Source organism: Kribbella sp. NPDC004536 (assembly GCF_042873835.1).
Classification (GTDB): Bacteria; Actinomycetota; Actinomycetes; order Propionibacteriales; family Kribbellaceae; genus Kribbella.
In genome coordinates this window covers 142,340-166,683 of sequence record NZ_JBIALY010000003.1, presented here as the reverse complement: position 1 = coordinate 166,683, position 24,344 = coordinate 142,340, and the positions used below count along the sequence as shown (strand labels likewise).

The following is a 24,344-nucleotide window of genomic DNA, read 5'->3' as shown; positions in this document are numbered from 1 at the left end:
CCGCCCGTCCTCCTTAGGTTTGGACCGGGCCGACCCAGCTCTGGTTGCGGGTTCCCACGCAGTCGTAGATCTGCAACTGACGCCCGTTGGTGAAGTCGGCGTCGGGCAGGTCGAGGCAGCGCCCGGACGCCAGGTTGATCAGGCTGCCGAAGTTGCCCTGTCGCCAGTGCTGGTTGCTGCCGCCCGTGCAGGTCGCGACCCGGACCAGTGTGAAGTTCGCCGTCTGCCCGGACGGCACCTCCATGCAGACGCCCGCCGTCTCGAGCTGGCCGAGACCGTCGAGGCTCCAGGTCTGGTTGGCGTTCGCCAGGCAGGTCCACAACTGAACCTTGCCGGAGGCCACATCACGGTCGACACACATGTCCTGCCGGGTGGTCGAGACGATGCCGCCGGCCGGAGCGGTACCGGCGCGCGCGGGCGTCCAGGTCGACCCGATCGGAGAGAAGCTCAGCGACGTCAACGTGACCCCACCACCGGCCGCGTACAACTGGATCCCGCGGCTGCCGGCCCCCGAGTCGAACGCGACGTTGTCGCTGACGACGGTCTTCCCGCCGTTACCGAACACCTCGAGCTGCCCGCGGTCCACCAGCAGCCGGATCGTGACCTGGTTCGAGATCGGTGGCATCGACACCCCGTACAGCGTCTGCGCCCCGACCGCGTACGCGACCGTGCGGTCGCTCGAGCCGTCCGCACGTACGTGCAACCGGAACCCGAACTCCGAGGCCGTCACCCCGGTCAGGTCGAACTGTGCGTTGATCTCGTAGGTGTCGGCCGAGATCCCGGTGAACGGGTCGGTGGCCGGATCGGTCGTGATCGTGCGGGATCCCCAGGTCTGGGTCGACGTCCGGATGGACGAGATCTCGCTGACCGGATTGCGGGTGATCCGGATGCCGTCGGAGTAGGTCTTCAGCCCGAGCTCGACCGGAAACGACGCGTTGCCGGTCCAGGTCACGCCGGCGTTGCTCGGCTGCCAGCCCAGCTGGACGATCCGGCCGTTCGGCAGCTGGTTGAAGGTCTGCGACGCGTACCAGGTGGACGGCGGGAACGCCGCGCCGGACACGCCCCACTCCATCCGTTGCTGGGTCGTCGAGTCCGCGACGAACAGTCCGTTGGCGTCCAGCGATCCGATCACGTACTCGCCGCTGGCGTCCTGGAGCACCCATTTCTTGTTGTTGGTGTCCCCATCGACCGGCAACTGGTACAGGTCGGGACACTCGACGAACCAGCTCGCCGAGTAGGCGCCCCGGTACGTCCAGTCGAGCAGGTTCGTCGAGGTGTAGAAGGCGGCGCCGGTTCCGGCCCGGAACGTGACGAGTTCCCAGCGGTTGTGCTGCGGGTCCCATTGCACCTTCGGGTCGCGGCTCTCCACCGGATCGGTGATGACCTTCGCGCCGCCGTTGTACATCTGGAAGGTCTTCGCCCCGTCGGTCGAGTACGCGATGCTCACGCCGTTGGTGTTGGTGAACAACAGGATCGGGTCGTCGGACCCGGTCTTCAGACCCGTCACGTTGTTCACGTCGACCCAGCCGGAACCCGACCACAGGGTGGCGTTCTGCACGCCCGGTTCGAGGCTGATGGGTTGCTGCGTCCAGTGCACCAGGTCGGTACTCGTCGCGTGTCCCCAGTGCACCGCCGCGTCCCAGCCGAGTCCGTGGGGATTGTGCTGGAAGAAGAGGTGGTACACGCCGCGGTAGTACAGCGGGGCGTTGATGTCGTTCATGAATCCGTTCTGCGGGCTGAAGTGGAACTGCCCGCGGAACGGTTCGGTGTAGTCGGTGGAAGCGTACGGGTACTCGGGGTAGTCCGACGGCGAGCCGGCCGTCGCGGACGGCAGCACCGTCAGCCCGGTCAAGGCGAGGACCGCGGCGAGGAACGCGGCGACCCGCCTCATGGCGTGGCTCGGAAGCCGTACGTCGCGCCGGTCAGGGCCTGGAACTCCGCGGTCGTACCGCAGTCCAGGACCTTGGTGTTGACGGTCGATCCGTCCAGGACGACCGTGTGGACGGCGACGTTCGCGGCCGTGTGGTTGGTCGCTACGTAGTTGTTGCTCCCCGACTTCACCAGGACCATCGTCGGGGTCGCTCCGGACGGCGTGATGTTCGCGGTCGGCACGTCGTACGAGAAGTGGTTGCCGACCACGGTGTTGCCGCTGCCGTTGAGTTGTACGAGGCCGAACAGGTCGTCCAGACCGTTGTTGAAGCCGGTCATCGCGGGGAACGATTCGGGCACCCGGAGGAAGTGGTTCGACCCGATCAGGTTGTTGTGGCAGGCGCCTTCGCACTGGATCATGCCCGGGTAGAAGGCGTGCAGGCGGTTCGCGCTGATGTTGTTGTTCGTGGAGTTCTTCAGGTGCACCGAGCTCTTGCCCCGGGGGAAGATGTTGTTGCCCGAGATGATCAGGCCGAAGTGGTTCTCGGCGAAGATCGAGAAGCCGACGTAGCCGGCCCCGATCATGTTGCCGCTGACCATGCTGGCCTGTCCGGAGCTGACCAGCTCGACGCAGTTGCCGTTCTCGCAGAGGAAGTTGTCCTGGATGTGCAGCGCGTCGGCGTCGGTGATCACGATCGCGTGCTCGAGGTAGATCATCCCCAGGCCGCGGATCCGCAGCGAGTCGGTGGCGGTGGTCGACCGGATGCCGTACTTGCCGTTGAGGTAGCTGTTCTGGTTCGGCGTGAACGAGACGCCGTCCAGGCAGAAGTCCAGCAGTTCGATCGAGCTGAGCCGGGGGTCGCCGCTGCGGCTGATCAGGATGGCCTCGGCGTTCCCGTCGGTGTTCTCGACCCGGATCCGGCTGCCGCCCGGCCAGATCTCGTGCCAGGCCGAGGTGTTGCCGGCGTTGTAGCGGATGCTCGACGACGTGAAGCCGTGGCCGGATCCCTTGATCTGCAGGTAGCTGATGTCGATCACGATCCGGGTCTTGAGCGAGTAGTCACCCGGCGGGATGTAGATCACCGCGCCCGGCTTGGAGGCCTGGTTCGGCTGGTTCGTCTTGATGTCCGCGATGATGCTGTTCACGATCGCGCCGATGTCGGTGTACGCGGTGGTCGACGGGCTGCTGGGGATGGTCCAGGTGGTGACGTCGTAGATCGTCGAGGGCATGGTCGTCCTTTCGTACGGTGAACTGCGGAGGGTCAGAGCAGGCCGAGGAGCGTGTTGTGCGGCCGCGGCGCGGGGGTGGCGACGACGACGGCCGCGGCTGCCGGCGTCCGCGGAAGCTGGAGGTAGCCCGCGGCGCCCACTGCGGCCGCGGCGGTCAGCAGGGCCCGGCGCGACAGGCGTGCGTACGGAGGGGTGGAGGAGTTCACGGCGGCTCCTTCTCGAGATTGCCAAAAGGTTTTGGCAGAGCTGAATTGATCCGAAGGTAGGACCGCGGCCAGGCGGCGGCAAGGTCGCCGCAGGTGCCAAAAGTTTTGGCACCTGTTTGGCGGAAGTTTGGCGTTGACCGACCGGCCCCAGCGGGCCAACACTGCAGCCAAGACGTTTTGCCAAAACGTTTAATCACCTTGAACGGAGTCGGAGTATGAAGCTTCGCAGCACGGGCGGTCGTCTCCGGACCGCGGCGGCCGGTATCGCGGTCCTGACGAGTGCGGTCCTGGCGATGGCCGGGTGCGGCGCCGGCGGCGGCAGCCCGGCGGGGACGGCCGGCAAGCTCACCGTCCTGGTCGAGGGCGGTGGCAAGGCCGAACTCCAGCCGATCGCCGACCTCTACCAGAAGCAGACCGGTACGACCGTCGACCTGGTCGAACTGCCGTACGACGGTCTCTACGACCGCATCCAGACCGAGCTCGGCGCCGGGAAGGCGTCCTTCGACGTCGCGGCCCTCGACGCGATCTGGCTGAGCGCGTTCTCGGCCGGTCTGTCGCCGCTCGACGACCAGTTCACCGACGACGTCAAGCGCGACCTGTTCCCGGGCCTGGTGACCGAGGCACAGGTAGGCGGTTCGTACGTCGGCATGCCGGTCTGGACGAACTCGGAGATCCTCTACTACCGCAAGGACCTGTTCGACAGCCCCAAGGAGAAGGCGGCCTTCCAGGCGAAGTACGGGTACCCGCTCGTACCGCCGACCACCTGGAAGCAGTACAAGGACGCGGCCGAGTTCTTCACCCGCGACACCAACGGCGACGGCCAGACCGATCTGTACGGCACCGACGTGAAGGGTGCGGTCGAGACCGAGTGGCTGGCCACCGTCTCGCAGACCGGCGAGAAGACGATGGTGCTCGATCCGAAGAGCGGCAACGTGACCATCGACGACGCCGACCACCTGGAAGCGCTGAACTACTACACGAGCCTGTTGCCGTACGCGCCGCCGGGCGCCGCGCAGCTCGACTGGGCCGGCGCACAGAACCTGTTCTACCAGGGGAAACTCGCGATGATGCGGTTCTGGGGCCACGCGTACACGCAGACCCCGGCCAACGCCAAGGTCTTGGGCAAGATCGGTGTCGCCCCGATGATCGCCGGCCCGGGCGGTATCGCCGGCGTACCCGGCGCCTGGTACCTGTCGGTGCCGAAGGCAACCAGTAAGCAGGCCGAGGCGAAGAAGTTCATCGCGTTCGCCTACCAGCACAACGATCTGTCGATCAAGACGTCGCTGGGCCTGGTCTCGCGGATCTCGGCGTTCGAGTCGCAGGCCGGTGTCGCCGGGCACGAGAACTACCCGGCCATCCTGACGACGCTCAAGTCCCCCGCGACGATCGCGCGGCCGGCGACGCCGAAGTGGCAGCAGATCGTCACCTCGGTACTGACCCCGATGCTGCAGAAGGCCGTCGTGAAGGGCGCGGACAACGCGGCCCTGCTGAAACAGGCGAAGACCCAGATCGAAGCCATCGAGAAGTAGCCGACTCCGAAGGACACCCCTGTGCGCTTCACCGACCGCCGGTTCGCACTCGCCCTGATCACGCCGGCCGCACTGTTCCTCGCCGCCTTCGTGGCGTGGCCACTGCTCAGATTCGTCAGCAACGCGTTCTACCAGATCTCGCCGATCGCCGGCGGCCCACGGAAGTTCGTCGGCTTCGGCAACTTCGCGACGGCCTTCGGCTCACCGGCGTTCCAAGGCGCGGCGCTGCGGACGATCGTCTACACGCTCATCGTGGTCACGCTCGAGTTCACCTTCGGCCTGGCCGTCGCGTTGCTCTTCGCGGCGCTCGGCGACCGGTCGGCGGTGTTCCGGACCGTGTTCATGTATCCGCTGATGGTCGCGCCGGTGGTCGCCGGCCTGCTGTGGCGGTTCCTGTTGATCGACAACTTCGGCATCCTGAACGAGCTGCTGCGCCGGATCGGCCTGCTGCACAGTACGGACCAGATCGGCTGGTTGAGCGACCCGAAGATCGCGTTGTTCTCGGTCGCGATGCCGGACATCTGGCTCACCACCTCGTTCATCACGCTCGTCCTGTTCGCCGGGCTGCAGAACGTGCCGGGCGACGTGATCGAGGCGTCCCGGATCGACGGCGCGCGGTTCCCGACGTTGCTGTTCCGGATCCTGCTGCCGCTGCTGCGGCCGGTGATCGCGGTGGCGCTGATCGTCCGCGGCATCGACGCGGCCCGGGCGTTCGACATCATCCTGATCCAGACCAACGGCGGCCCGCAGGACAGTACGACCACCCTCAGCCTGCTGATCTACCGCACGATGACGCGGAACGGGGACCCGGGCCTGGCCAGCGCCATGGGCACGGTGTACCTGATCGCGATGCTGGCCGTCGCCGCGGTCGCGATCCTCGCGATCTGGCGGCCGGGTGGTGGGCAGGCATGAACGGTCTCGAAACCCGTCGCCGGCCGACGCGGATCGTACTGTGGGCCGCGCTCGCCGCGGTGCTCGTGCTGTACGGATTTCCGTTCCTCTATCTGCTGCTGACGTCGTTCAAGACGCCGCTGAACGCGATCGCCGTACCACCTCAGGTGCTGCCGTCGCAGTGGACGCTCGACAACTACGTCGCCGCCCTCAGCAAGGAAGGTGTCGTACCGGCACTGATCAACAGCGTCGCGACCGCGGTTCTCAGTACCGCGTTCTCGCTGCTGCTGGGAGTGCCGGCGGCGTACGCGATCACCCGCTACCGCACACCGAGCGGCCGGGTCTTCGTGATCGCGGCGCTGGTCACCCGGATGGTGCCGACGATCGCGATCGGGGCTCCACTGGTCGAGACGATGCGCAGCATCGGCATCTCCGACACCACGATCGGCCTGGCGATCGCGCACACCACGATCTCGTTGCCGCTGTCGATCTGGCTGATGTCGAGCTTCTTCGAGGCGGTGCCGGCCGAACTCGAAGAGGCCGCCAAGGTCGACGGCAGCGATCGGCTGCAGGCGTTCCGGCACGTCGTACTGCCGGTCGTCTCCGGCGGCCTCGCCGTGACCGCCATCTTCGCCTTTCTCGCGTCCTGGAACGAGTTCCTGTTCGCGCTGCTGCTCACCTCGGTGCGGGCGCAGACCACACCGATCGTGATCGCCAACTTCCAGACCCAGTTCGGTCTGGACTGGGGCGGGATGACCGCGCTGTCAGCGGTCTACTCGGTCCCGGTCATCCTGCTCACTCTCGCGCTCCAGCGACACATCGTCGCCGGTCTGACCCTCGGCGCCGTCAAGGGCTGACACCACACCTCACTGGAGAAGACATATGGAATTCTGGCAACCCAACAGCCCGCTCGGCGGCCTCGCCCACGTGAAGTCCGGCCGCTCGCGCCGCGAGTCGAGCTGGGACCGCAGTGGGGGCAACCGGGACTTCAAGGTCGTGCCGGCCGGCGAGACGTTCGTGATCGCCGACATCGCCGGTGCCGGACGGATCGAGCACATCTGGCTGACCACGCGCTGCTACTCGGAGAAGTACCTGCGCAAACTCGTGATCGAGATGTTCTGGGACGGCGAGGACAACCCGAGCGTCCGGGCGCCGCTCGGCGACTTCTTCGGGGTCGGACACGCCGTCGCGAAGCACTACATCTCGCTGCCGCTGAACGCCGTGTTCGGTCCGCGGCGAGGTCCGAAGGGGCCGTTCGCGGCCGCGATGAACAGCTACTTCCCGATGCCGTTCGGCAGCCACGCGAAGATCCAGATCCGCAACGAGAGCGACCAGCCGATCGAGAACCTCTTCTACTACGTCGACTACGAGCTCAGCGCGGAGCCGATCCCGGACGACGTGGCCCGCTTCCACGCGTACTACCGGCAGGAGAAGCCGACGACCGCCGTACGGCACTCGACCGAGCTGGAGAACCCGGCGCCGTGGGACCTGCCGGGGACGAACCTGACCGGTGACGACAACTACGTGATCCTCGATGCGACCGGCACGGGGCACTACGTTGGCTGTGTGCTCAGTATCGACAACTTCGACGCCTCCAACCAGGTGTTCACCTGGCCTGGCGAAGGCGACGACATGTTCTTCATCGACGGCGAGGTCTGGCCGCCGTCGTTGCACGGAACCGGTACGGAGGACTACTTCGGTGCGGCCTGGGGATTCCCCAGCGGAGAGTACGCCGGTCCGTACCACGGCATCACGCTCGGCGCGAGCCCGCAGGAACACTTCGGGCTCTGGAGCATGTTCCGCTGGCACATCGAGGACCCGGTCCGGTTCGAGAAGAGCCTGCGGGTGTCGATCGAGCACGGCCACGCCAACGACCAGGGCAACGACTACTCGAGCGTCGCGTACTGGTACCAGCTCGGTGCGCACGCGCCGCACGCCGACCTGCCACCGGTGGACGAACGGTTGCCGCGGCGCTGGCCGGAGCACGGCCTCTGGGACGAGTGAGGTCGAACCGATGACCGGGGCAGACCAGGAAGCGGTCACGCCGAAGGTGGGCATCCGGGACGTCGCGCGCGTCGCGGGCGTCTCGGTGACGACCGTCTCGCACGTACTCAACGAGACTCCGCACACCCGGACGAGCGAGGCGACCCGCGAGCGGGTGCGGTCGGTCGCGCGGGACCTCGGGTACACCCCGAACCGGCTCGCCCGCGGCCTGCGGACCCGGACGTCGGACATGATCGGGCTGCTCACCGAGGAGATCGCCACCACCCCGCACGCCGGCCGGATCATCCTCGGCGCGCAGGAGGAGGCGAGCCGGCACAACCTCACGCTCGCGATCATCAACTCGCACCTGGACGCCGGCGCGGACGCGCGCCGCGCCGACGCCCGGGCGCTGATCGAGCGCCAGGTCGACGGGATCATCTACGCCACCGTGTTCCACCACGAGGTGTCGGTACCGCGCGAGTTGCGCGCGGTACCGGCCGTGCTGATAGGAGCCCTGGACCGGCAGGGCGTCGTACCCGCCGTACTGCCCGACGAGGCCGGCGGCGCGGTCGACCTGGTCGGGCTGCTGGCCGAGGCCGGGCACCGCCGGATCGCGTTCGCGAACTCGAGCATCGAGGTGCCGGCCACCCAGGGCCGGCTGGCCGGCTACCTGCGCGGCCTCGAGCAAGCAGGCCTGCCGCACGACGACCGGCTGATCGCCTCCGGGGTGTCGGAGGCGATCGGTGGCTACACGGCCAGTCTGGAGTTGCTCGACCGGGCCGACCGGCCGACGGCGATCTTCTGTTACAACGACCGGATGGCGATGGGGGCCTATCGCGCGGCGCAGGAGCTCGGCCTGCGGGTCCCCGACGACCTGTCGATCGTCGGGTTCGACGACCAGGCGCCGATCGCTGGCAGCGTTCATCCGGCGCTCACGACCGTCGCCCTGCCGCACTACGAGATGGGCGCCTGGGCGGTGGCCACGCTGACCCGGCTGATCCAGAGCAGCAGCAAGACCTGGTACCGCTCGACGCACCCGACCTGGCTGCCCTGCCCGGTCGTGGTGCGCGAGTCGGTTGCCCAGGTCAACCGCTGACGGCTACCAGATCCGGACCCGGTCTTCCGGGGCGAGCCACATGTCGTCGGAATCCGTTGTCTTGTAGGTGGTGTGGAAGACGTCGATGTTCTTCACCACCGCGTTGCAACGGAACTCCGGCGGCGAGTGCGGGTCGATGGTGAGGCGGCGGGCAGCTTCCTCGGGGCGGGTCTTGGTCGCCCAGGCGTGCGCCCAGGCGGCGAAGAAGCGTTCGGCGCCGGCCTGCAGTTCCTCGTCGGGCTCGGTGCCGTCGAGGGACAGTTGGTAGGCGACGTACGCGATCGACAGGCCGCCGAGGTCGCCGATGTTCTCGCCCAGGGTGAGCTTGCCGTTCACATTCTGGCCGGGGACCTCGGCGGGTGAGAGCGCGTCGTACTGCGCGACGAGCTTGTCGGTGCGCTGCTCGAAGGCCGCGCGGTCCTCGTCGGTCCACCAGTCGTTGAGGTTGCCGGCCGCGTCGTACCGGGAACCCTGGTCGTCGAAGCCGTGGCCGATCTCGTGGCCGATCACGGCACCGATCGCGCCGTAGTTGGTGGCGTCGTCGGCGTCCAGGCCGAAGAACGGCGGCTGCAGGATGCCGGCCGGGAAGACGATCTCGTTCATCCGCGGGTTGTAGTACGCGTTCACGGTCTGTGGCGTCATCCGCCACTCGTTCCGGTCGACGGGCTTGCCGAGCTTGTCCAGGTCGCGCGCGGTCTCCACCGCGACCGAGCGGCGGACGTTGCCGAACAGGTCGGCCGGGTCGATCTCGAGCGCCGAGTAGTCCTTCCACTCGTCCGGATACCCGATCTTCGGCACGAACGTACCGAGCTTGTCCAGCGCCCGCTGCCGCGTCTCCGGACCCATCCAGTCCAGTGCCTCGATCCGCTGCCGGTAGGCGGCGACCAGGTTCTGCACGAGCTCGACCATCCGGGCCTTGGCGTCCGGCGGGAAGTGCTCGGCGACGTACAGCTTGCCGAGCGCCTCACCGAGCGCGGACTCGACCGCACCGACGCCGCGCTTCCAGCGCTCGCGCAGCTCCGGTGCACCGGTCAGCGTCTTGCCGTAGAAGGCGAAGTTCTCGTCGACGAAGGCCTGGCTCAGCAGTGGCGCGGCGTTGTGCACGACCCGCCAGCTCAGCCACTCCTGCCACCGGTCGACGTCGACCTCCTGCAGCGCGGCGGCCGCGGCGGTCAGGAAGTCCGGCTCGCGGACCACGACCTCGTCGAACGCGCTCTCCGGTACGCCGGCACCGGCCAGCCAGCTCGACCAGTCGAACCCGGGCGTCAGCTTCTCCAGCCCGGCCCGGTCGAGCTTGTTGTACGTGAGCTGGACGTCGCGCTCCTTCACCCGGTCCCAGTGCGCGCCGGCGATCCGGGTCTCCAGCTCGAGGATCCGGTCCGCTGCCCCGGCCGGATCGGCGACGCCGGCCAGCTCGAGCAGCTTCGCGACGTGCGCGACGTACGCCGTGCGGATCTCGGCGAAGCTGTCCTCGCGGTAGTACGACTCGTCGGGCAGGCTGAGGCCGCCCTGGGTCAGGTGGACGATGTTCTGGTCGGACTGCTTGGCGTCGGCGTCGACCCAGTAGTGGAAGACCCCCGGCACGCCCTGCAGCTCGAGCTGCCCGAGCACCGAGACCAGACCAGCGGAGTCCGTCACGCCCTGGACCAGCGCGAGCTGCTCGGCGATCGGCTCGGCGCCCAGCCGCTCGATCGTCTCGGTGTCCAGGAAACTGGTGTAGAGGTCGGCGATCTTCCGCGGCTCGCTGCCCTCCGGGTGCCCGGCGGCGACGGTTTTCTCAACGATCGCGCGCACGTCCTGCTCGGCGGTGTCCCAGAGCGCGTGGAACGCGCCGTGGATCGCCTTGTCCGCGGGGATCTCGTGCTCCGCCAGCCACGCGCCGTTCACGAACCGGTACAGATCGTCCTGCGGGCGCACCGCCTGCGCGCCGTCGCTGTCTGCTGTCATCCCTGGCCCCTTGTCCCAAGTCGAGTTGCTGCCAGCGAACATACCCGGTTCGCGTTCGGCGGGTCCGGGGATATCCACAGGACCGGTGGTCGAACCGTTCCCCGCAGGCCGTTCTGAGATCTACCGTGGGCAGTGGAGGACTCATGAAGATTCGTCGCGTCATCGCCATCCTCGGCCTGCCCGTCCTGCTGCTCGGCCTCGTCACCACCTCGGCAGCCGCCGGCAGCGCCCCCTCACAAGCACCCGCGATCGTCAACCATTCCGTAGATCACGAGCACTGCGACCCGATCCGCTTCCTGAAGCCCTAGGTCACAGTCCGTCGTGGTCGTGCCAGTGGTGTTGCCAGCGGGTGTCGATGGCGGCGTCGGCGCGTTGGTAGCGGATGTCGGTGGAGAGGCGCATGTCGTCGGAGACGTTGTCCAGTGCGGCGTGGACGGTGTGTGCGCTGTGTACGACGACGTCACCGGCCCGGTAGTCCGTGACGAGCCAGTTGGCGTCGTACTCCGTGGCCAGTGCGGGTAGGTCTGCCGTGATCGACGCCGCAGGCCGTTTGAGCCGGCCGGCCGCCTCTTCGGCTAGTACGCGGTGGTGACTGCCCTCGAGGTAGGTCAGACCGCCGCGGCTGACCGGACAGTCGCCCAGGGGGATCCAAGCGGACAGCACCTGGTCGCTGCCGCCACGCAGGTACACCAGGTCGTAGTGCGCCTGCGTCGCCGTACCAATGCCGTTCTCACCCGGCGCGGTCTGCCGGATGATCTTCCTGCGGTGCAGGAACGGCTCTCCGTCCAGGAACCACTCGAACCACCCCTTGAGCGCCGGCTGCGCGCAGAAGGCGGCGTACTCCGGCCCTGGCACGATCTCCTCGAACAGAACCTTCCTGTACGTCGCCCTGTCCGCGGCAGCACCTGTGAGGCCGAAGTAGTACTCCCGGAACGCCAACACCACCGCGGGGTCCAGCAGGCCGGTCAGGTACAGGTACCCGTCCCGCTGCAAGCGCGCCCGCAGTACGTCCCGATCAGCACGCTCCGCTTGCGGTACTGGGGCCAACTCACCGAGTCGTCGCTCGTCCAGTACGTATCCGTTAGACGTCAGCACCTGTCCATTCCAGCGGCGCACTGCAGCGGACGGAATGGACGCCAGTGATCCGATTCTTGGACTCTGGTTCGCTCTTGGGGCCGATTTCCTCCCTTCGGAGGAGGCGCCCGCTACTTTCCGACGTGTAAAACCGTTCAGTGGGGTGACGTGTCCGGGGCCCTGGCACCGATACGGTCATGGGTATGAGTGAAACGCAGCCCATCGACCCGCGCTACGCGAACCCGTCGCCGCGCCGCCCGAAGAAGCGGCGTAACTGGTTCCTCCGGACCGTCGGACTGATCGTCCTGCTGTTCGTCCTCATGCTCGCCGGCGTCCCGCTGTACGCGTGGAGCCGGATCGACAAGATCGACGCGATGCCGACCGGCGACCGGCCGGCCAAGACCTCGGGTACGACGTACCTGATGGTCGGGTCGGACGCCCGCGAGGACCTGTCCCGGGCCGAGCGCGCGCGGCTGCACACCGGCGGTGACGCCGGGCCGGCGCGGACCGACTCGATCATGCTGATGCACGTACCGAAGTCCGGGCCGACCGTGCTGATCAGCATCCCGCGGGACAGCGCGGTGAACATCCCGGGCGTGTCCGGCAAGCAGAAGATCAACGCTGCGTTCAACAAGAGCCCGGCGCTGCTCATCGAGACCATCGAGAACGTCACCGGGCTGCACATCGACCACTACGTCGAGGTCGGCTTCGGCGGGTTCGCCTCGGTCATCGACAGCATCGGCGGGATCAAGATGTGCTTGCCGAAGGCAATGAACGACGACAAGGCGCACATCAACCTGCCGGCCGGCTGTCAGAAGCTCGACGGCGTGAACGCGCTCGGTTACGTCCGTTCCCGGCACGCCGACGGCCAGAACGACTTCGGCCGGGTCGAGCGGCAGCGGCAGATGGTCGGCGCGATCGCGAAGAAGGCCAGCTCGCCGTCGACGTTCCTGAACCCGTTCCGCTACTACAACGTCGCGACCAAGGGCGTCGACGCGCTCACCGTCGACAAGGACATGAGCCTGTTCGACTTCATCCGCTTCGCCCGCGGCATGCGCGCGATCTCCGGCAGCGGCGGCGTGACCCTGACAGTCCCCGTCAGCAACGACAACTACCAACTCGGCCACGGCCGCGGCGTAGCCGTCAAATGGGACACCACCAAGGCCAAGGCCCTCTTCGACGCCATCAAGAACGACAACACGAGCGGGCTGAAGAGCAGTTGAACCTCGACGACCTGGCCGGGTTGGCTCTCACCTACGACGAGGTGGGGTGTACGCATTACGACGAGACTCCGCCTGGGATGCACCGGCTGGAGTACCGGGAGCTGATCGGGCGTGGGGACGAGGTGTTTCGGCGGGCGGGTGATGCGTTGCTCGCGTGGCGGATGCAGCGGGTTGCTGGGTTGGCTATGACCGCGACGGACACGCCTCCTCGCGTTGGTACCAACACGTTGGCCATGCTCGGGCTCGGCATTCTCAGCAGGCGACTGCAGAGCCGCGTAGGGCTGCCTGTCCCTTGCCGGGTCGTCTGGACTGCTGACGAGCCGGACCGGATCGGTTTCGCGTACGGAACGCTGGAGGGACATCCTGAGTCCGGGGAAGAGTCCTTCCTCGTCACGCGCGACGGTGACGCCGTGTACGCCACGATCCGCGCCTACAGCCGCGGAGCCGCCTGGTACGCACGTCTCGGCGGCCCCGTCACCCGCAAGGCCCAGCACTACGCAGCCAGGCGCTACGTATCCGCCCTACGCCGACTGGCGACATAGCAAAGGCCCCGCAAGCTCATACCTTTGCGGGGCCGCATCCTTTGTACAGTCCGTAGCAAGACCAGCGTTTGATCGACACGCGAACAACAGGCAACAACCCGGGATCCAAGCGAACCGCAGGACTGCGCGACTGTGGCCGGTGACGCAACGCGCCGGTGAGGTGCTCAGACGATTATCGGTAAGGTCACCTGCTGATTGGCGCCACCATCGCAGGTGTACTGCCAGACGCGCGCCCCGGCATTCGTGTAGTCGCCTTCAACGTCCATGCACTTGCCAGTGGCAGCATTCACCACCTCGTAGCCATTGTCGACCGGTACCAACCGCCACTCCTGACGGAGCGTGAGGTTGCCCCAGACACAATACTGCTGTGCAATGCGTACACGGTCAGCCGAGCTACTGCCTTCGGGAGCGAGGCACTTGTTGTTGTCTTCGACGCGAAATGCCCACGCATCCGTATCCTGGTCGTACCACATAGTAAAGCGGCTGAACGGATTATAAGTGCACCCAGCCTGGATCGCGCGATTTTGATCGGTATACCCCGACGGGATGATATGCAAACACAACTGACTGTGCTCGAAACGCATCGACACCGGGCCTGTAGCAGCGTGTGCACCCCCAGCCCCAACCACACAAGCAATCAATGCCGCAAGCGCCGCGACAACTACCGCCCTGATTTTAATCGAAATCCTCCAATGTTGCATGAAACCTCCGTCTTCGCTTCCAATGCCCTCCGACGTGGGTATCTGATTCAGATGAGCATGTCCCCCGTCGAGCCACACATAAGTTAGTGTGACGGCTGAATTTCTCCTGATCCGGATCAGAAGGGGCGCCCCGGGGTGCAGCGCGGGCCGCAGGACTGCAAGACTGTGGCGGGTGAGTCCTAAGACGTTGGCGGATCTGGTGGCGCCGGACTGGGCCGAGGCGTTGGCCCCGGTCGAGAACACAGTGACGCAGATGGGTGAGTTCCTGCGCGGAGAGATCGCCGCGGGTCGCGCCTACCTCCCGGCCGGCGAGAACGTACTGCGTGCGTTCCACCGGCCGCTCGCGCAGGTGAAGGTGCTCGTCGTCGGCCAGGACCCGTACCCGACGCCCGGCCACCCGGTAGGGCTCAGCTTCTCGGTCGCTCCCGACGTACGGCCGATCCCGCGCAGCCTGCAGAACATCTACCGCGAGCTCATGGCGGACGTCGGCGTACCGGCGCCGTCGAACGGTGACCTGACGCCGTGGGCCGACCAGGGCGTACTGATGCTCAACAGGGTGCTCACAGTGCAGCCCGGGAAGTCCGGCGCACACCGCGGCAAGGGCTGGGAGTCCGTCACCGAGCAGGCAATCCACGCACTGGTGAACCGCGGCGGCCCACTGGTTGCGATCCTGTGGGGCCGCGACGCCCAGACCCTCAAGCCCATGCTGGGCAGCACACCGTACGTCGAAAGCGCCCACCCGAGCCCCATGTCCGCCGACCGCGGCTTCTTCGGCTCCCGCCCCTTCAGCCGCGTCAACACCCTCCTAACAGACCAAGGCGCCGAACCGGTGGACTGGCGCCTTCCTTAGTGCAGTCTGAGGTGCATGACGCGCTACGTGATCGATGCACCCACCCTCCTCCACCTGGCCGACGGTGAGCTGACCGTCGCCACACACCATCAGCTGGTGGCGCCCGTGGCGATCCGCTCGGAAGCGCTCGAACAACTGCTGCACGACGTACGTCTGGGCACGCGCACCGAGCAGCAGGCGCGGCAGCTGCACACCCGGATGACCGAGGTGAAGCTCCGCGCGCTCGGCGACCGGGTGTCCCGGTGGACCGCGTCGAAGATCGCCCGCGAGCAGGACTGGGACACGCTCCGGGACGCGGAGTATCTCGATGTCACCCGGCTACAGGCGGACGCCCTGGTCACGGTTGATCCGCGGCTTGCCGCAGTGGCCGCAGGAATCGTCGCGGTGCAGCCGGTGGAGAATTTGTTCGAATGATCCATTGCAGGATCGTTCAACAATCTCCTATGGTGAGCGGAATCGCCCTCTCCCCGGGAGGAACCATGTGGGTTCTGCTCGCCATCGCGGTGGTGGTCGTCGGGTTCGCGCTCCGGATCAACTCGATGCTGGTCGTCACGGCGGCCGGGATCGTGGCCGGGCTGATCGGCGGCCTGTCTCCGGTCAAGATCCTGGATGCGTTCGGCAACGGCTTCGCCGGTAGCCGGTCCGTCACCGTCTTCATCGTCACGCTGCCCGTCATCGGGCTGATCGAGCGCTACGGCCTGCAGCACCAGGCCCGCAAGCTGATCAGCAAGCTCAAGGTGCTGACCACCGGCCGGCTGCTCGCGCTGTACATGGTGATCCGGCAGGGCACCGCGGCCGTCGGCCTGACCAGCATCGGCGGGTACGCGCAGGCGGTCCGCCCGCTGATCCACCCGATGGCCGCCGGCGCCGCCGAGCGCAAGTACGGCAAGCTGCCGGAGAAGATGCAGGAGAAGATCAAGGGCTTCGCGGCCAGCGCCGACACGGTCGGGGTCTTCTTCGGTGAGGACATCTTCGTCGCGATCGGCTCGATCCTGCTGATCACCGGCTTCGTCGACACCACGTACGGCCTGAAGCTCGAGGCGATCGACATCGCGGTCTGGGCGATCCCGACCGGTATCTGCGCGCTGCTCATCCACGGCACCCGGTTGTGGCTGCTCGACCGCCAGCTGGACAAGCTCGCGGCCGAGGCGGACCTCGAGGCCAAGGAGGCCGCGCGATGATCAAGGTCGAGTGGTTCTACTGGCTGTGCGGGATCCTCTTCGTGCTGATCGCGCTGCAGGTCGTCAACGACCGCGGCAACCCGAAGCGGCTCGGCAGCGCCGCGTTCTGGGGCCTGCTCGGGTTGTCGTTCGGCTACGGCACGTTCGTCGTCCACAAGCAGGCGCCGGCCTGGGCGCTCGGCATCGCGGTGATCGCGATCGCGGCGCTGGCCGGTTTCGGCTTCCCGGCGCGCGGCCAGGAACGTACGACGTCCCCCGCCGAGCGGGAGCACTTCGCGAACAAGTTCGGCAACAAGCTGTTCCTGCCGGCACTGGTGATCCCGGTCGTCGCGGCGATCTTCGGCGCCTGGCTGGCCAAGGTGAAACTGGGCAACGGCAAGCTGCTGCTGGAGACCGGCTCGGCGACGATCATCGGCCTCGGCGTCGCGTCGGTCCTGGCGCTGATCGTCGGCCTGGTGCTGTTCCGGCCGAAGGATCCGGCCGCCCCGCTGCACGAAGGCCGGCGGCTGCTGGAGCACATCGGCTGGGCCGCGATCCTGCCGCAGATGCTGGCCACCCTCGGCCTGCTGTTCACCGCTTCAGGCGTCGGCAAGGCCGTCGGTCACGTCACCAACCACCTGATCCCGAAGGGCTCGCTGATCGCGGCGGTCGCGCTGTACTGCATCGGGATGGCGATCTTCACGATCATCATGGGCAACGCGTTCGCGGCGTTCCCGGTGATGACGGCCGCGGTCGGCTGGCCGCTGCTGGTGCAGCAGTTCCACGGCACGCCGGCGGTCGTGTTCGCGATCGGGATGCTGGCCGGCTTCTGCGGCACGCTGTGTACGCCGATGGCCGCCAACTTCAACCTGGTCCCGGCGGCGCTGCTCGAGATGAAGGACCAGTACGGCCCGATCAAGGCCCAGATCCCGACCGCGATCCCCTTGCTGGCCTGCAACATCGTCCTGATGTACGTCTTCGCGTTCTAAGGGAGCCTCATGAAGTTCGCCGCCGCTTGGGCCGACATCGCCTGTCAGGTACTCGACACCACCTACCCGTACGCGACGCAGCACGCGTCGACCGGTCCGGACGACGTCGACGTGACGCCGGACCGTCTGCACCCGGCGTTCCACGGTTCGTACGACTGGCACTCCAGCGCGCACATGCAGTGGTCCTTGGTCCAGCTGCTGACGCTGGCACCAGAGGAGGTCGGGCAGCGTCCCGTCGACCTGCTGAACCAGCGGCTGACACCAGAGACGATCGCTGTCGAGGCGGACTATCTGCGGGCACGGCCGTCGTACGAACGCCCGTACGGGTGGGCGTGGGCGGCCATGCTCGTCGCAGCAGCCCGCAAGGCGCAGTGGGCTGATGCGCTCACACCGCTGGGTGACGTGATCGCGGACCTAGTACTGGCGTGGCTGCCGAAGCAGGTCTACCCGGTGCGGCACGGCGTACATCTCAACTCCGCTTTCGCGTTGGCGTTGTTGCACGAGGCGTACGACGAGCTCGGCCGGCCGGATGTGGTCGAGGCGATCCGGCTGCGGGCGCTGGAGTGGTACGGCGCGGACACGGCGTACGACACACGCTTCGAACCGTCCGGAACCGACTTCTTGTCGCCTGCGTTGACCGAGGCGGAGTTGATGCGGCGGGTGCTGCCTTCGACCGAGTTCGCCGACTGGTTGACGGCGTTCCTGCCAGGGCTCGGCGCGGACGCGCATCAGCATCTGCTGGACGTGCCGGTGACTGACGACTCGGGGGACGGCCAGCTGGCACACCTGGGTGGACTGGCGCTGTCGCGCGCCTGGCAGCTGCGGACGATCGCTCCGGCGCTTCCTTACGTCGGAGATGTACTACTGGCCGCGGCTGATCGTCAGATGGAGGCCGTGCTGCCGACGGTGACCGACGGGGACTTCATGTCCACGCACTGGCTGGTGTCGTTCGCCCTCCTGGCCGACCAGGCGTAGCCGTACCCGTCCCCCCTGCAGGCGTTGACACCCGCGTCACTTCCGCCGTACGGTCTCGCGATAATAGGAAACTTTCCTAACAGTCTCGCGATTCAGCGCGGCGAGTACCCGCGGGCGGCGAAGGGAGGCAGGGTTGGCTCATGGCAACGACACCCGGAACGCCGCGCCTGCTGCGCGCGATGAACGACCGCGCCGCCCTGGACCTGCTGCTCAGCCAGGGCCCGCTCTCCCGGACCACGCTGGGCAACCTGACCGGGCTGTCCAAACCGACCGCGTCGCAGCTGCTGGCGCGGCTGGAGGCGGCCCACCTGGTGCGCCCGAGCGGGACCACCGCGGGCCGTCCGGGGCCGAACGCGCAGCTGTACGAGATCAACGGCGAGATCGCGTACGTCGCCGGGCTGGACGTCACGCCGACGCGGATCCGGGCCGCGGTCGCAGACCTGACCGGGAAGGTCGTCGGCCGGTACGAGCTGGCCACCCCGGGCCGCAGCGCCAAAGGCACGGTCGACCGGGTGGTGAAGGCACTCGAGGGCGCGGCCGGCGAGGCGGGCCTGAGCCGTGACCGCCTGCGCCGGGTCTCGATCGGTACGCCGGGTGGTTTCGACCCGACGACCGGCCGGCTGCGGTACGCGACCCACCTGCCCGGGTGGCACGCCCCGCACCTGCTCGAGGAGCTGGCGGCGGCGGTCGCCGTCCCGCTCGAGGTGGAGAACGACGTCAACCTGGCCGCGGTCGCCGAGCAGCGGATCGGCCATGCCCGGGAGCACGACAACTTCGTACTGCTCTGGGGCGAGGAAGGCATCGGCGCGGCGATCGTCATCAACGGCCGGCTGCACCGCGGCGCGACCGGCGGCGCCGGCGAGGTCGCGTTCCTGCCGCTGCCGGGTACGCCGCTGATCCGCAACGTCGGCCGCAACAACGCCGGCGGCTTCCAGGAGCTGGCCGGTGGCGAACCTGTCCTCGAACTGGCGCGCGAACACGGCCTCAAGGCCCGGACGGCGGACGCCGCGATCGCGGTCGCGCTGCAGACCGAGGGCGCCGGCGACGCCGTACTGAACGAGTTCGCGCACCGGCTCGCGGTCGGCCTGGCGGCGATCGTCGCGGTCGTCGACCCGGAGCTGATCGTGCTGGCGGGTGGCGTCATCACCGCAGGCGGCGAACGCCTGCGCGGGCTGGTCCAGGACGAGCTCGCCGAGCTCGCCGTACCGCGCCCGCAGCTGTTGATGACCGCGATCAGCACCGACCCCGTGCTCTCCGGAGCACTGCAGTCCGCACTGAGCACCACCCGCGACGAGGTCTTCGACACCGCGGGTCCACCGATCACCTAGTAGGAGCGTGCAGCGTGAAACTCACAGTCGTTGGTGGCGGATCCACGTACACGCCGGAGCTTGTCGACGGGTTCGCCCGGCTCCGCGACACGTTGCCCGTATCGGAGCTGGTGCTGGTAGACCCAGTGGCCGACCGGCTGGAGCTGGTCGGTGGCCTGGCCCGGCGCATCTTCGCCAAACAAGGGCATGCGGGCCGGGTGATCACCACCTCCGATCTGGATGCCGGCATCGACGGCGCGGACGCCGTACTGCTGCAGCTGCGCGTCGGTGGACAGGCTGCGCGCAACGAGGACGAGACGTGGCCGCTTGAGTGCGGCTGCGTCGGCCAGGAGACCACAGGAGCCGGCGGCCTCGCCAAGGCGTTGCGGACGGTACCGGTAGTACTCGACATCGCAGAGCGCGTACGGCGTACCAACCCGGACGCGTGGATCATCGACTTCACCAACCCGGTCGGCATCGTGACGCGGGCGTTGCTCTCACACGGGCACAAGGCCGTCGGACTGTGCAACGTCGCGATCGGGTTCCAGCGCCGGTTCGCCGCGCTGCTGGGGGTTACGCCGGACCAGGTGGCGCTCGACCACGTCGGATTGAACCACCTCACCTGGGCGCGCGCAGTACACGTCAACGGCGAGGACATGCTGCCTCAGCTGCTCGACAAGCACCTCACGGACATCTCGGACGACCTCCACCTTCCGGCGGACGTAGTACAGCAGCTCGGCGTCGTACCGTCGTACTACCTTCGCTACTACTACCAGCACGACGCTGTGGTGCAAGAGCTGCTCCACAAGCCGTCGAGAGCGGCCGAGGTCGCGGCACTCGAGAAAGAGCTGCTGGAGCTGTACGCGGACCCGAAGCTCGACGAGAAGCCCGCACTGCTCGAACAGCGTGGCGGCGCGTACTACTCCGAGGCAGCGGTCGCTCTCGCCTCGTCTTTGCTCAACAACACCGGCGACGTACAGGTGGTCAACACCCTCAACAACGGGACGTTCCCGTTCCTCGCGGACGACGCAGTCATCGAAGTACCAGCCACGGTCAACGCTACGGGCGCGACGCCTGAGCCTGTCTCCCCGCTGGAGCCCCTGTATGCCGGACTGGTCGCACATGTGACGGCGTACGAAGACCTGGCGCTACAGGCGGCCGTGAAGGGTGGAGCAGACAGGGTGTTCCAGGCACTGCTGGCGCATCCGCTGGTCGGGCAGATCTCTACGGCACAGGAGCTGACGGACAAGCTGCTCGCACACAACAAGGCGTACCTCCCGTGGGCGCGCTAGTCCCTGGCGGCGTACTCGCCTTCGACGCCGGCAACAGCAAGACCGACGTCGCACTGGTCGCCGCGGACGGCACAGTGCTCGGTACGGCACGTGGCGGCGGGTTCGAACCGCAGAAGCTCGGTGCAGACCTCGCGGTGGACGGGCTGGAGCCATTGGTTCGGGCCGCGGCCGCAGCAGCCGGCTTGCGGGTTGGCAACGTACCGCTCGTGCAGCAGGTGTCGGCGTGCCTGGCGAACGCCGACCTACCCGTTGAGGTCGAAGAGCTGACCAGGGTCTTCGAAGAACGTGGCTGGGCAGAGTCCGTGTACGTCACCAACGACACGTTCGCGCTGCTGCGTTCAGGAGTGGACGAGCCGCGTGGTGTGGCTGTCGTGTGCGGTGCGGGCATCAACTGCTCGGGCATGCTGCCTGACGGGCGTACCGCACGCTTCCCGGCGCTGGGGAAGGTGACCGGCGACTGGGGAGGCGGTGCGCAGCTCGCCGAGGAGGCGTTCTGGTCGGCATCGCGCGCGGAGGACGGGCGGGGGCCGGCGACCGCGTTGGTAACGGCACTGCCCGCCCACTACGGCAAGCCTTCCTTGAATGCGGTGATCGAGGCGTTCCACTTCGGCGAGTTTCCGATCGAGCGTCAACTCGAAGCCGGACCGGTGCTGTTCCAGGTCGCGGCGGCCGGCGACACCGTTGCCCTGGGCATCGTTCAGCAACAGGCCGAGGAGATCGTCGCGATGGCGTCGAGCGCGTTGCGGCGCCTCGACCTGCTGGACGAGCGCGTCACCGTCGTACTCGGCGGTGGCGTCCTGACGGCAGGGCACTCCGTTCTGCTCGAACGGGTCTCGCGGTTGCTCGCCGAGGTCGCACCGAAGGCGGTGCCGCGGGTGGTCGACGTACCGCCGGTGGTTGGTGCCGCTTTGCTCGGGCTTGATCACACCGCGGCGGGAACGACGGCTCAGGAACGGTTACGCGCAGCATTCGCACCACCGCCCGCCGCTTGATATTGCAAGCATGTTGCAGCGGCGTCGGCGGCAAACTCCCGGGTCGGATCTGGCGTCCCACAAGTAGGACCACATCCACTCGGGAGGTCGATGATGATTCGAAGGATCATGAGTCTTGGCGCCACGACGGCACTTGCGGTCACCGCACCGCTCGTCCTCGCCGGCGCCACACCCGCCAGCGCCGCCGCCTGTGCGGGTTCGGTGGCGGGCGTTTCCGCTACGACGTACGCCGACCGGCTCGTCCGCGCCTGGGGCAGCGGCAACACGGCGACCGCGAACTGCTATGCCTCGACCGCCACGTCACGCACGCTCTTCGGGCAGGCGTCGCCGGGCGGGATCCACTGGCGCCGCGTCTCCACCGAAGGAGCCGCCGGGACGATCTATGTGACGTACCACGACGACGCACGCGGCGGGAACCTCACGATCGGCGTACAGAACGTCGGTCTGCGCGCGGGCAACGGCTGGCACGCGGCGTACACCGCCAAGTTCAGCAACGAGCCGAAGGCGTGGAACGCGGTGCAGTGGTCGGACAACCTGGTCCGGGCCTGGGGCCGTGGCGACGCCAAGTGGACGGCGTACTACGCGACACCGGCCGCGGTGCGCAGCCTGCACAAGGTGGCCGCCGTGGGTGGCTCGCACTGGACGCGGATCGCCACGGAAGGTGCGGCCGGTACGACGTACGTCACCTACCGGAACGACGTCACCCGGCACACCCTGGTGATCGGCGTGTCCAACGTCGGCCTGTCACAGGGCGACGCGCACGCGGCGTACACCGTGCAGTACCACTGATTACTTGAGCTCGAACTGCTTGGGTGTAATCATGATTACATGAGTACACAGACCGAGCATGAGAAGGTGCGGGGCTGGCTGACCGGGCGGTTGCCCGGCGACTGGTTCGACGGTGAGACCGAGCTGTCGATCGACCGGGACGAGATCCTGATCGTCGGCCGGATCCCCGCACCCGAGCAGAACCAGGACGTGAGCGCGGCGGAGCGCTCCGCCGCCGAGGACGGCCGGATCAAGCAGTTCCGCGAGGACACCCGCGAACGCCGGATCGAGATTGCCCGCGAACTCGAACACGCCGCCCGCCGTAAGGTCGCCTGGGGCGTGCGCTGCGGCGAGACCAGGACCGTCTTCACCTCGCTGTCCGCGCCGGTGATGACCCGCCTGCGTCAGCCCGAACGCCAGGTCCTCGACACCCTCGTCGACGCCGGCGTGGCCCGCTCCCGCAGCGACGCCCTCGGCTGGTGCGTCAAACTCGTCGCCCAGCACAGCGAAACCTGGCTCACCGACCTCCGCGCCGCCATGACCAAAGTAGAAGACGTCCGCCGAGCCGGCCCCGACACCGACCAGGACTGAACACAGGTGACGGGCGGCAACCCGGTTCGGATTGCCGCCCGCCGGTAGGGGTTCTACTGGCCCTGTTGCCAGTTGCCGTTCTGGGGGGTGCCGTTGGACCAGCCGGCGCTGTGGGTTGCGGGGTGTTGTTCGGGCTGGGTGGGCTGCTGGTAGCCGCCTTCGTAGTTGCCCTGGTAGTTGCCCTGGGTCGGGTAGGCGGCCGTCGTGCCGTTGTCCATGGTGCCGTTCTGGCCGGCCGGCTTGACCATCTTGTCCTTGTCGAACAGGTTGCCCAGTGCACGGCCGGCCATCTCGCGGCCCCCGAGACCGAAAGCGAGGCCGAGAGCAAGCGCAGCGCCCGCGAGAACGATCAGCAGGGTGTTACCGGTCAGCTGGACCGCCACCCCGAGCTGGGTCAGCGCGGCGAACGCGGCGTACACGAGAACGGCGTACCGGGCCACCTTGGCCAGGGTCTCGTTGCCGGTGGCACCGCGGATGATCGCGGCCAGGAAGTTCGCGAACAGCGCCGCCAGGCAAACGATCACGATCGCGGCGAAGATCCGCGGGATGTAGCCGAGCATGTCGCTCATGAAGTTCGAGATCTCCGGCACGCCGAGCGCGGAGGCGAACATCGTGAAGCTGATCAGGAACACGAACCAGAACACGACCTTGCCCAGTACTGCCGAAGCGGTCAGCCCCGTGCCCGACCGTTGCAGGATCCCGGACACGCCGGCCCGTTCCATCCAGTGGTCGAAGCCGACCCGGCCGAGGAGCTTGCCGACGAGCTTGCCGAGCACCTTGGCGACGAAGTACCCGATCACCAGGATGACCAGGCCGCCCAGCAGGTTCGGGATGAACGACAGCAGCTTGCTGAAGGCATCCTCGAACGGCTGGGTGAAATCGATAGCTAACGCTGACATCGGATAACCTTTCAGACCTGGCCCGCATCCGCTGTCGGCGCATGACTGCCCCAACCCCGGCACGGGCGGATGCAGTGGTGTCCAGTATGACTCGTACCCCTTGATGCCTGAGGCAAACAACGCAACCCGGCGAGGCGTCCAACGAAAGGTGTTTGCGTAAGGCAATCACCGTCGTCGCAGTTCGCGCCTTACCCCGAAGACTGAACCGCTTCAGGTGTTTGCGATCCTGG

Annotated in this window: 25 protein-coding genes; 18 read left to right on the top strand and 7 right to left on the bottom strand. The window is 67.5% G+C overall.

Annotated elements, in window-relative coordinates:
* Nucleotides 1–13: 13 nt before the first annotated feature.
* The 3 genes from ACFYRU_RS25965 to ACFYRU_RS25955 are packed head-to-tail and all read right to left on the bottom strand — an operon-like array spanning nucleotide 14 to nucleotide 3,305.
* On the bottom strand, nucleotides 14–1,891 hold the full coding sequence (locus ACFYRU_RS25965) for a ricin-type beta-trefoil lectin domain protein (RefSeq protein WP_387663166.1): 1,878 nt from the start codon (nucleotides 1,889–1,891) through the stop codon (nucleotides 14–16).
* Nucleotides 1,888–3,099, bottom strand: a complete 1,212-nt coding sequence (locus tag ACFYRU_RS25960) for a NosD domain-containing protein (RefSeq protein WP_387663165.1) — start codon at nucleotides 3,097–3,099, stop codon at nucleotides 1,888–1,890. The genes ACFYRU_RS25965 and ACFYRU_RS25960 overlap by 4 nt, the downstream gene beginning before the upstream one ends.
* Before the next feature lie 32 nt (nucleotides 3,100–3,131).
* Nucleotides 3,132–3,305, bottom strand: coding sequence for a hypothetical protein (locus ACFYRU_RS25955; protein ID WP_387663164.1), 174 nt, complete (start codon nucleotides 3,303–3,305; stop codon nucleotides 3,132–3,134).
* 215 nt (nucleotides 3,306–3,520) lie between these two features.
* Between ACFYRU_RS25955 and ACFYRU_RS25950 the strand changes: the two genes are divergently transcribed.
* Genes ACFYRU_RS25950 through ACFYRU_RS25930 form a run of 5 tightly spaced genes read left to right on the top strand, consistent with a single transcriptional unit; the run spans nucleotide 3,521 to nucleotide 8,804 of the window.
* Entirely contained in the window at nucleotides 3,521–4,834 is a 1,314-nt protein-coding gene (locus ACFYRU_RS25950) for an ABC transporter substrate-binding protein (protein ID WP_387663163.1), read from the top strand.
* A 21-nt stretch (nucleotides 4,835–4,855) separates the two neighbouring features.
* On the top strand, nucleotides 4,856–5,746 hold the full coding sequence (locus tag ACFYRU_RS25945) for a carbohydrate ABC transporter permease (protein ID WP_387663162.1): 891 nt from the start codon (nucleotides 4,856–4,858) through the stop codon (nucleotides 5,744–5,746).
* On the top strand, nucleotides 5,743–6,582 hold the full coding sequence (locus ACFYRU_RS25940) for a carbohydrate ABC transporter permease (RefSeq protein ID WP_387663161.1): 840 nt from the start codon (nucleotides 5,743–5,745) through the stop codon (nucleotides 6,580–6,582). Before ACFYRU_RS25945 ends, ACFYRU_RS25940 begins: the two co-directional genes overlap by 4 nt.
* A gap of 25 nt (nucleotides 6,583–6,607) precedes the next feature.
* Complete coding sequence (locus ACFYRU_RS25935; RefSeq protein WP_387663160.1) at nucleotides 6,608–7,729, top strand: glycoside hydrolase family 172 protein; 1,122 nt, start codon at nucleotides 6,608–6,610, stop codon at nucleotides 7,727–7,729.
* Nucleotides 7,730–7,739: 10 nt separating this feature from the next.
* Complete coding sequence (locus ACFYRU_RS25930; protein WP_387663159.1) at nucleotides 7,740–8,804, top strand: LacI family DNA-binding transcriptional regulator; 1,065 nt, start codon at nucleotides 7,740–7,742, stop codon at nucleotides 8,802–8,804.
* Between the two features lie 3 nt (nucleotides 8,805–8,807).
* On the opposite strand, the gene ACFYRU_RS25925 is transcribed toward ACFYRU_RS25930, so the two are convergent.
* Entirely contained in the window at nucleotides 8,808–10,751 is a 1,944-nt protein-coding gene (locus ACFYRU_RS25925; protein WP_387663158.1) for a M13 family metallopeptidase, read from the bottom strand.
* Nucleotides 10,752–10,894: 143 nt separating this feature from the next.
* On the opposite strand from ACFYRU_RS25925, the gene ACFYRU_RS25920 reads away from it, so the two are divergent.
* Entirely contained in the window at nucleotides 10,895–11,059 is a 165-nt protein-coding gene (locus ACFYRU_RS25920; protein WP_387663157.1) for a hypothetical protein, read from the top strand.
* Nucleotide 11,060: 1 nt separating this feature from the next.
* On the opposite strand, the gene ACFYRU_RS25915 is transcribed toward ACFYRU_RS25920, so the two are convergent.
* Nucleotides 11,061–11,846: a phytanoyl-CoA dioxygenase family protein gene (locus ACFYRU_RS25915; protein WP_387663156.1), complete on the bottom strand. Its 786-nt coding sequence runs from the start codon at nucleotides 11,844–11,846 to the stop codon at nucleotides 11,061–11,063.
* Between the two features lie 182 nt (nucleotides 11,847–12,028).
* On the opposite strand from ACFYRU_RS25915, the gene ACFYRU_RS25910 reads away from it, so the two are divergent.
* Both ACFYRU_RS25910 and ACFYRU_RS25905 read left to right on the top strand, forming a co-directional pair.
* Nucleotides 12,029–13,048 (top strand): LCP family protein, encoded by a 1,020-nt coding sequence (locus ACFYRU_RS25910; RefSeq protein ID WP_387663155.1) that lies wholly within the window; start codon nucleotides 12,029–12,031, stop codon nucleotides 13,046–13,048.
* Nucleotides 13,045–13,590 (top strand): DUF1990 family protein, encoded by a 546-nt coding sequence (locus ACFYRU_RS25905; RefSeq protein WP_387663154.1) that lies wholly within the window; start codon nucleotides 13,045–13,047, stop codon nucleotides 13,588–13,590. Before ACFYRU_RS25910 ends, ACFYRU_RS25905 begins: the two co-directional genes overlap by 4 nt.
* Nucleotides 13,591–13,754: 164 nt before the next feature.
* On the opposite strand, the gene ACFYRU_RS25900 is transcribed toward ACFYRU_RS25905, so the two are convergent.
* The gene (locus ACFYRU_RS25900; protein WP_387663153.1) at nucleotides 13,755–14,369 is read right to left on the bottom strand and encodes an RICIN domain-containing protein; all 615 of its coding nucleotides are present in this window, start codon (nucleotides 14,367–14,369) and stop codon (nucleotides 13,755–13,757) included.
* 94 nt (nucleotides 14,370–14,463) lie between these two features.
* On the opposite strand from ACFYRU_RS25900, the gene ACFYRU_RS25895 reads away from it, so the two are divergent.
* From ACFYRU_RS25895 to ACFYRU_RS25850, 10 genes are all read left to right on the top strand, one after another.
* Entirely contained in the window at nucleotides 14,464–15,141 is a 678-nt protein-coding gene (locus ACFYRU_RS25895) for a uracil-DNA glycosylase (protein WP_387663152.1), read from the top strand.
* 15 nt (nucleotides 15,142–15,156) lie between these two features.
* Nucleotides 15,157–15,555 (top strand): hypothetical protein, encoded by a 399-nt coding sequence (locus ACFYRU_RS25890; protein ID WP_387663151.1) that lies wholly within the window; start codon nucleotides 15,157–15,159, stop codon nucleotides 15,553–15,555.
* A 65-nt stretch (nucleotides 15,556–15,620) separates the two neighbouring features.
* Nucleotides 15,621–16,322 (top strand): DUF969 domain-containing protein, encoded by a 702-nt coding sequence (locus ACFYRU_RS25885; RefSeq protein ID WP_387663150.1) that lies wholly within the window; start codon nucleotides 15,621–15,623, stop codon nucleotides 16,320–16,322.
* Nucleotides 16,319–17,290: a DUF979 domain-containing protein gene (locus ACFYRU_RS25880; protein WP_387663149.1), complete on the top strand. Its 972-nt coding sequence runs from the start codon at nucleotides 16,319–16,321 to the stop codon at nucleotides 17,288–17,290. Before ACFYRU_RS25885 ends, ACFYRU_RS25880 begins: the two co-directional genes overlap by 4 nt.
* 9 nt (nucleotides 17,291–17,299) lie before the next feature.
* A complete protein-coding gene (locus ACFYRU_RS25875; RefSeq protein ID WP_387663148.1) occupies nucleotides 17,300–18,265 on the top strand; it encodes a DUF2891 family protein in 966 nt (321 codons plus the stop codon).
* A 140-nt stretch (nucleotides 18,266–18,405) separates the two neighbouring features.
* Nucleotides 18,406–19,593 carry an ROK family protein gene (locus ACFYRU_RS25870; protein WP_387663147.1) on the top strand — a complete coding sequence of 396 codons (1,188 nt, stop codon included), beginning with the start codon at nucleotides 18,406–18,408 and terminating at the stop codon, nucleotides 19,591–19,593.
* A gap of 14 nt (nucleotides 19,594–19,607) precedes the next feature.
* Nucleotides 19,608–20,864, top strand: coding sequence for a 6-phospho-beta-glucosidase (locus tag ACFYRU_RS25865; protein WP_387663146.1), 1,257 nt, complete (start codon nucleotides 19,608–19,610; stop codon nucleotides 20,862–20,864).
* The gene (locus ACFYRU_RS25860) at nucleotides 20,852–21,856 is read left to right on the top strand and encodes an N-acetylglucosamine kinase (RefSeq protein ID WP_387663145.1); all 1,005 of its coding nucleotides are present in this window, start codon (nucleotides 20,852–20,854) and stop codon (nucleotides 21,854–21,856) included. Before ACFYRU_RS25865 ends, ACFYRU_RS25860 begins: the two co-directional genes overlap by 13 nt.
* Before the next feature lie 108 nt (nucleotides 21,857–21,964).
* Nucleotides 21,965–22,645: a hypothetical protein gene (locus ACFYRU_RS25855; RefSeq protein ID WP_387663144.1), complete on the top strand. Its 681-nt coding sequence runs from the start codon at nucleotides 21,965–21,967 to the stop codon at nucleotides 22,643–22,645.
* A 39-nt stretch (nucleotides 22,646–22,684) separates the two neighbouring features.
* Nucleotides 22,685–23,215, top strand: a complete 531-nt coding sequence (locus ACFYRU_RS25850; RefSeq protein ID WP_387663143.1) for a hypothetical protein — start codon at nucleotides 22,685–22,687, stop codon at nucleotides 23,213–23,215.
* Between the two features lie 53 nt (nucleotides 23,216–23,268).
* Here ACFYRU_RS25850 and ACFYRU_RS25845 read toward each other — a convergent pair whose 3' ends face one another.
* Entirely contained in the window at nucleotides 23,269–24,114 is an 846-nt protein-coding gene (locus ACFYRU_RS25845) for a hypothetical protein (protein ID WP_387663142.1), read from the bottom strand.
* Nucleotides 24,115–24,344 lie beyond the last annotated feature (230 nt).

What these genes read in the sequence shown, in the direction of transcription:
- ACFYRU_RS25885 (WP_387663150.1), top strand. Translation starts at nt 15,621, where the DNA reads ATGTGGGTTCTGCTCGCCATCGCGGTGGTGGTCGTCGGGTTCGCGCTC.
- ACFYRU_RS25960 (WP_387663165.1), bottom strand. Translation starts at nt 3,099, where the DNA reads ATGCCCTCGACGATCTACGACGTCACCACCTGGACCATCCCCAGCAGC.
- ACFYRU_RS25910 (WP_387663155.1), top strand. Translation starts at nt 12,029, where the DNA reads ATGAGTGAAACGCAGCCCATCGACCCGCGCTACGCGAACCCGTCGCCG.
- ACFYRU_RS25925 (WP_387663158.1), bottom strand. Translation starts at nt 10,751, where the DNA reads ATGACAGCAGACAGCGACGGCGCGCAGGCGGTGCGCCCGCAGGACGAT.
- ACFYRU_RS25890 (WP_387663151.1), top strand. Translation starts at nt 15,157, where the DNA reads ATGACGCGCTACGTGATCGATGCACCCACCCTCCTCCACCTGGCCGAC.
- ACFYRU_RS25870 (WP_387663147.1), top strand. Translation starts at nt 18,406, where the DNA reads ATGGCAACGACACCCGGAACGCCGCGCCTGCTGCGCGCGATGAACGAC.
- ACFYRU_RS25850 (WP_387663143.1), top strand. Translation starts at nt 22,685, where the DNA reads ATGAGTACACAGACCGAGCATGAGAAGGTGCGGGGCTGGCTGACCGGG.
- ACFYRU_RS25855 (WP_387663144.1), top strand. Translation starts at nt 21,965, where the DNA reads ATGAGTCTTGGCGCCACGACGGCACTTGCGGTCACCGCACCGCTCGTC.
- ACFYRU_RS25920 (WP_387663157.1), top strand. Translation starts at nt 10,895, where the DNA reads ATGAAGATTCGTCGCGTCATCGCCATCCTCGGCCTGCCCGTCCTGCTG.
- ACFYRU_RS25950 (WP_387663163.1), top strand. Translation starts at nt 3,521, where the DNA reads ATGAAGCTTCGCAGCACGGGCGGTCGTCTCCGGACCGCGGCGGCCGGT.
- ACFYRU_RS25930 (WP_387663159.1), top strand. Translation starts at nt 7,740, where the DNA reads ATGACCGGGGCAGACCAGGAAGCGGTCACGCCGAAGGTGGGCATCCGG.
- ACFYRU_RS25935 (WP_387663160.1), top strand. Translation starts at nt 6,608, where the DNA reads ATGGAATTCTGGCAACCCAACAGCCCGCTCGGCGGCCTCGCCCACGTG.
- ACFYRU_RS25880 (WP_387663149.1), top strand. Translation starts at nt 16,319, where the DNA reads ATGATCAAGGTCGAGTGGTTCTACTGGCTGTGCGGGATCCTCTTCGTG.
- ACFYRU_RS25845 (WP_387663142.1), bottom strand. Translation starts at nt 24,114, where the DNA reads ATGTCAGCGTTAGCTATCGATTTCACCCAGCCGTTCGAGGATGCCTTC.
- ACFYRU_RS25940 (WP_387663161.1), top strand. Translation starts at nt 5,743, where the DNA reads ATGAACGGTCTCGAAACCCGTCGCCGGCCGACGCGGATCGTACTGTGG.
- ACFYRU_RS25965 (WP_387663166.1), bottom strand. Translation starts at nt 1,891, where the DNA reads ATGAGGCGGGTCGCCGCGTTCCTCGCCGCGGTCCTCGCCTTGACCGGG.
- ACFYRU_RS25875 (WP_387663148.1), top strand. Translation starts at nt 17,300, where the DNA reads ATGAAGTTCGCCGCCGCTTGGGCCGACATCGCCTGTCAGGTACTCGAC.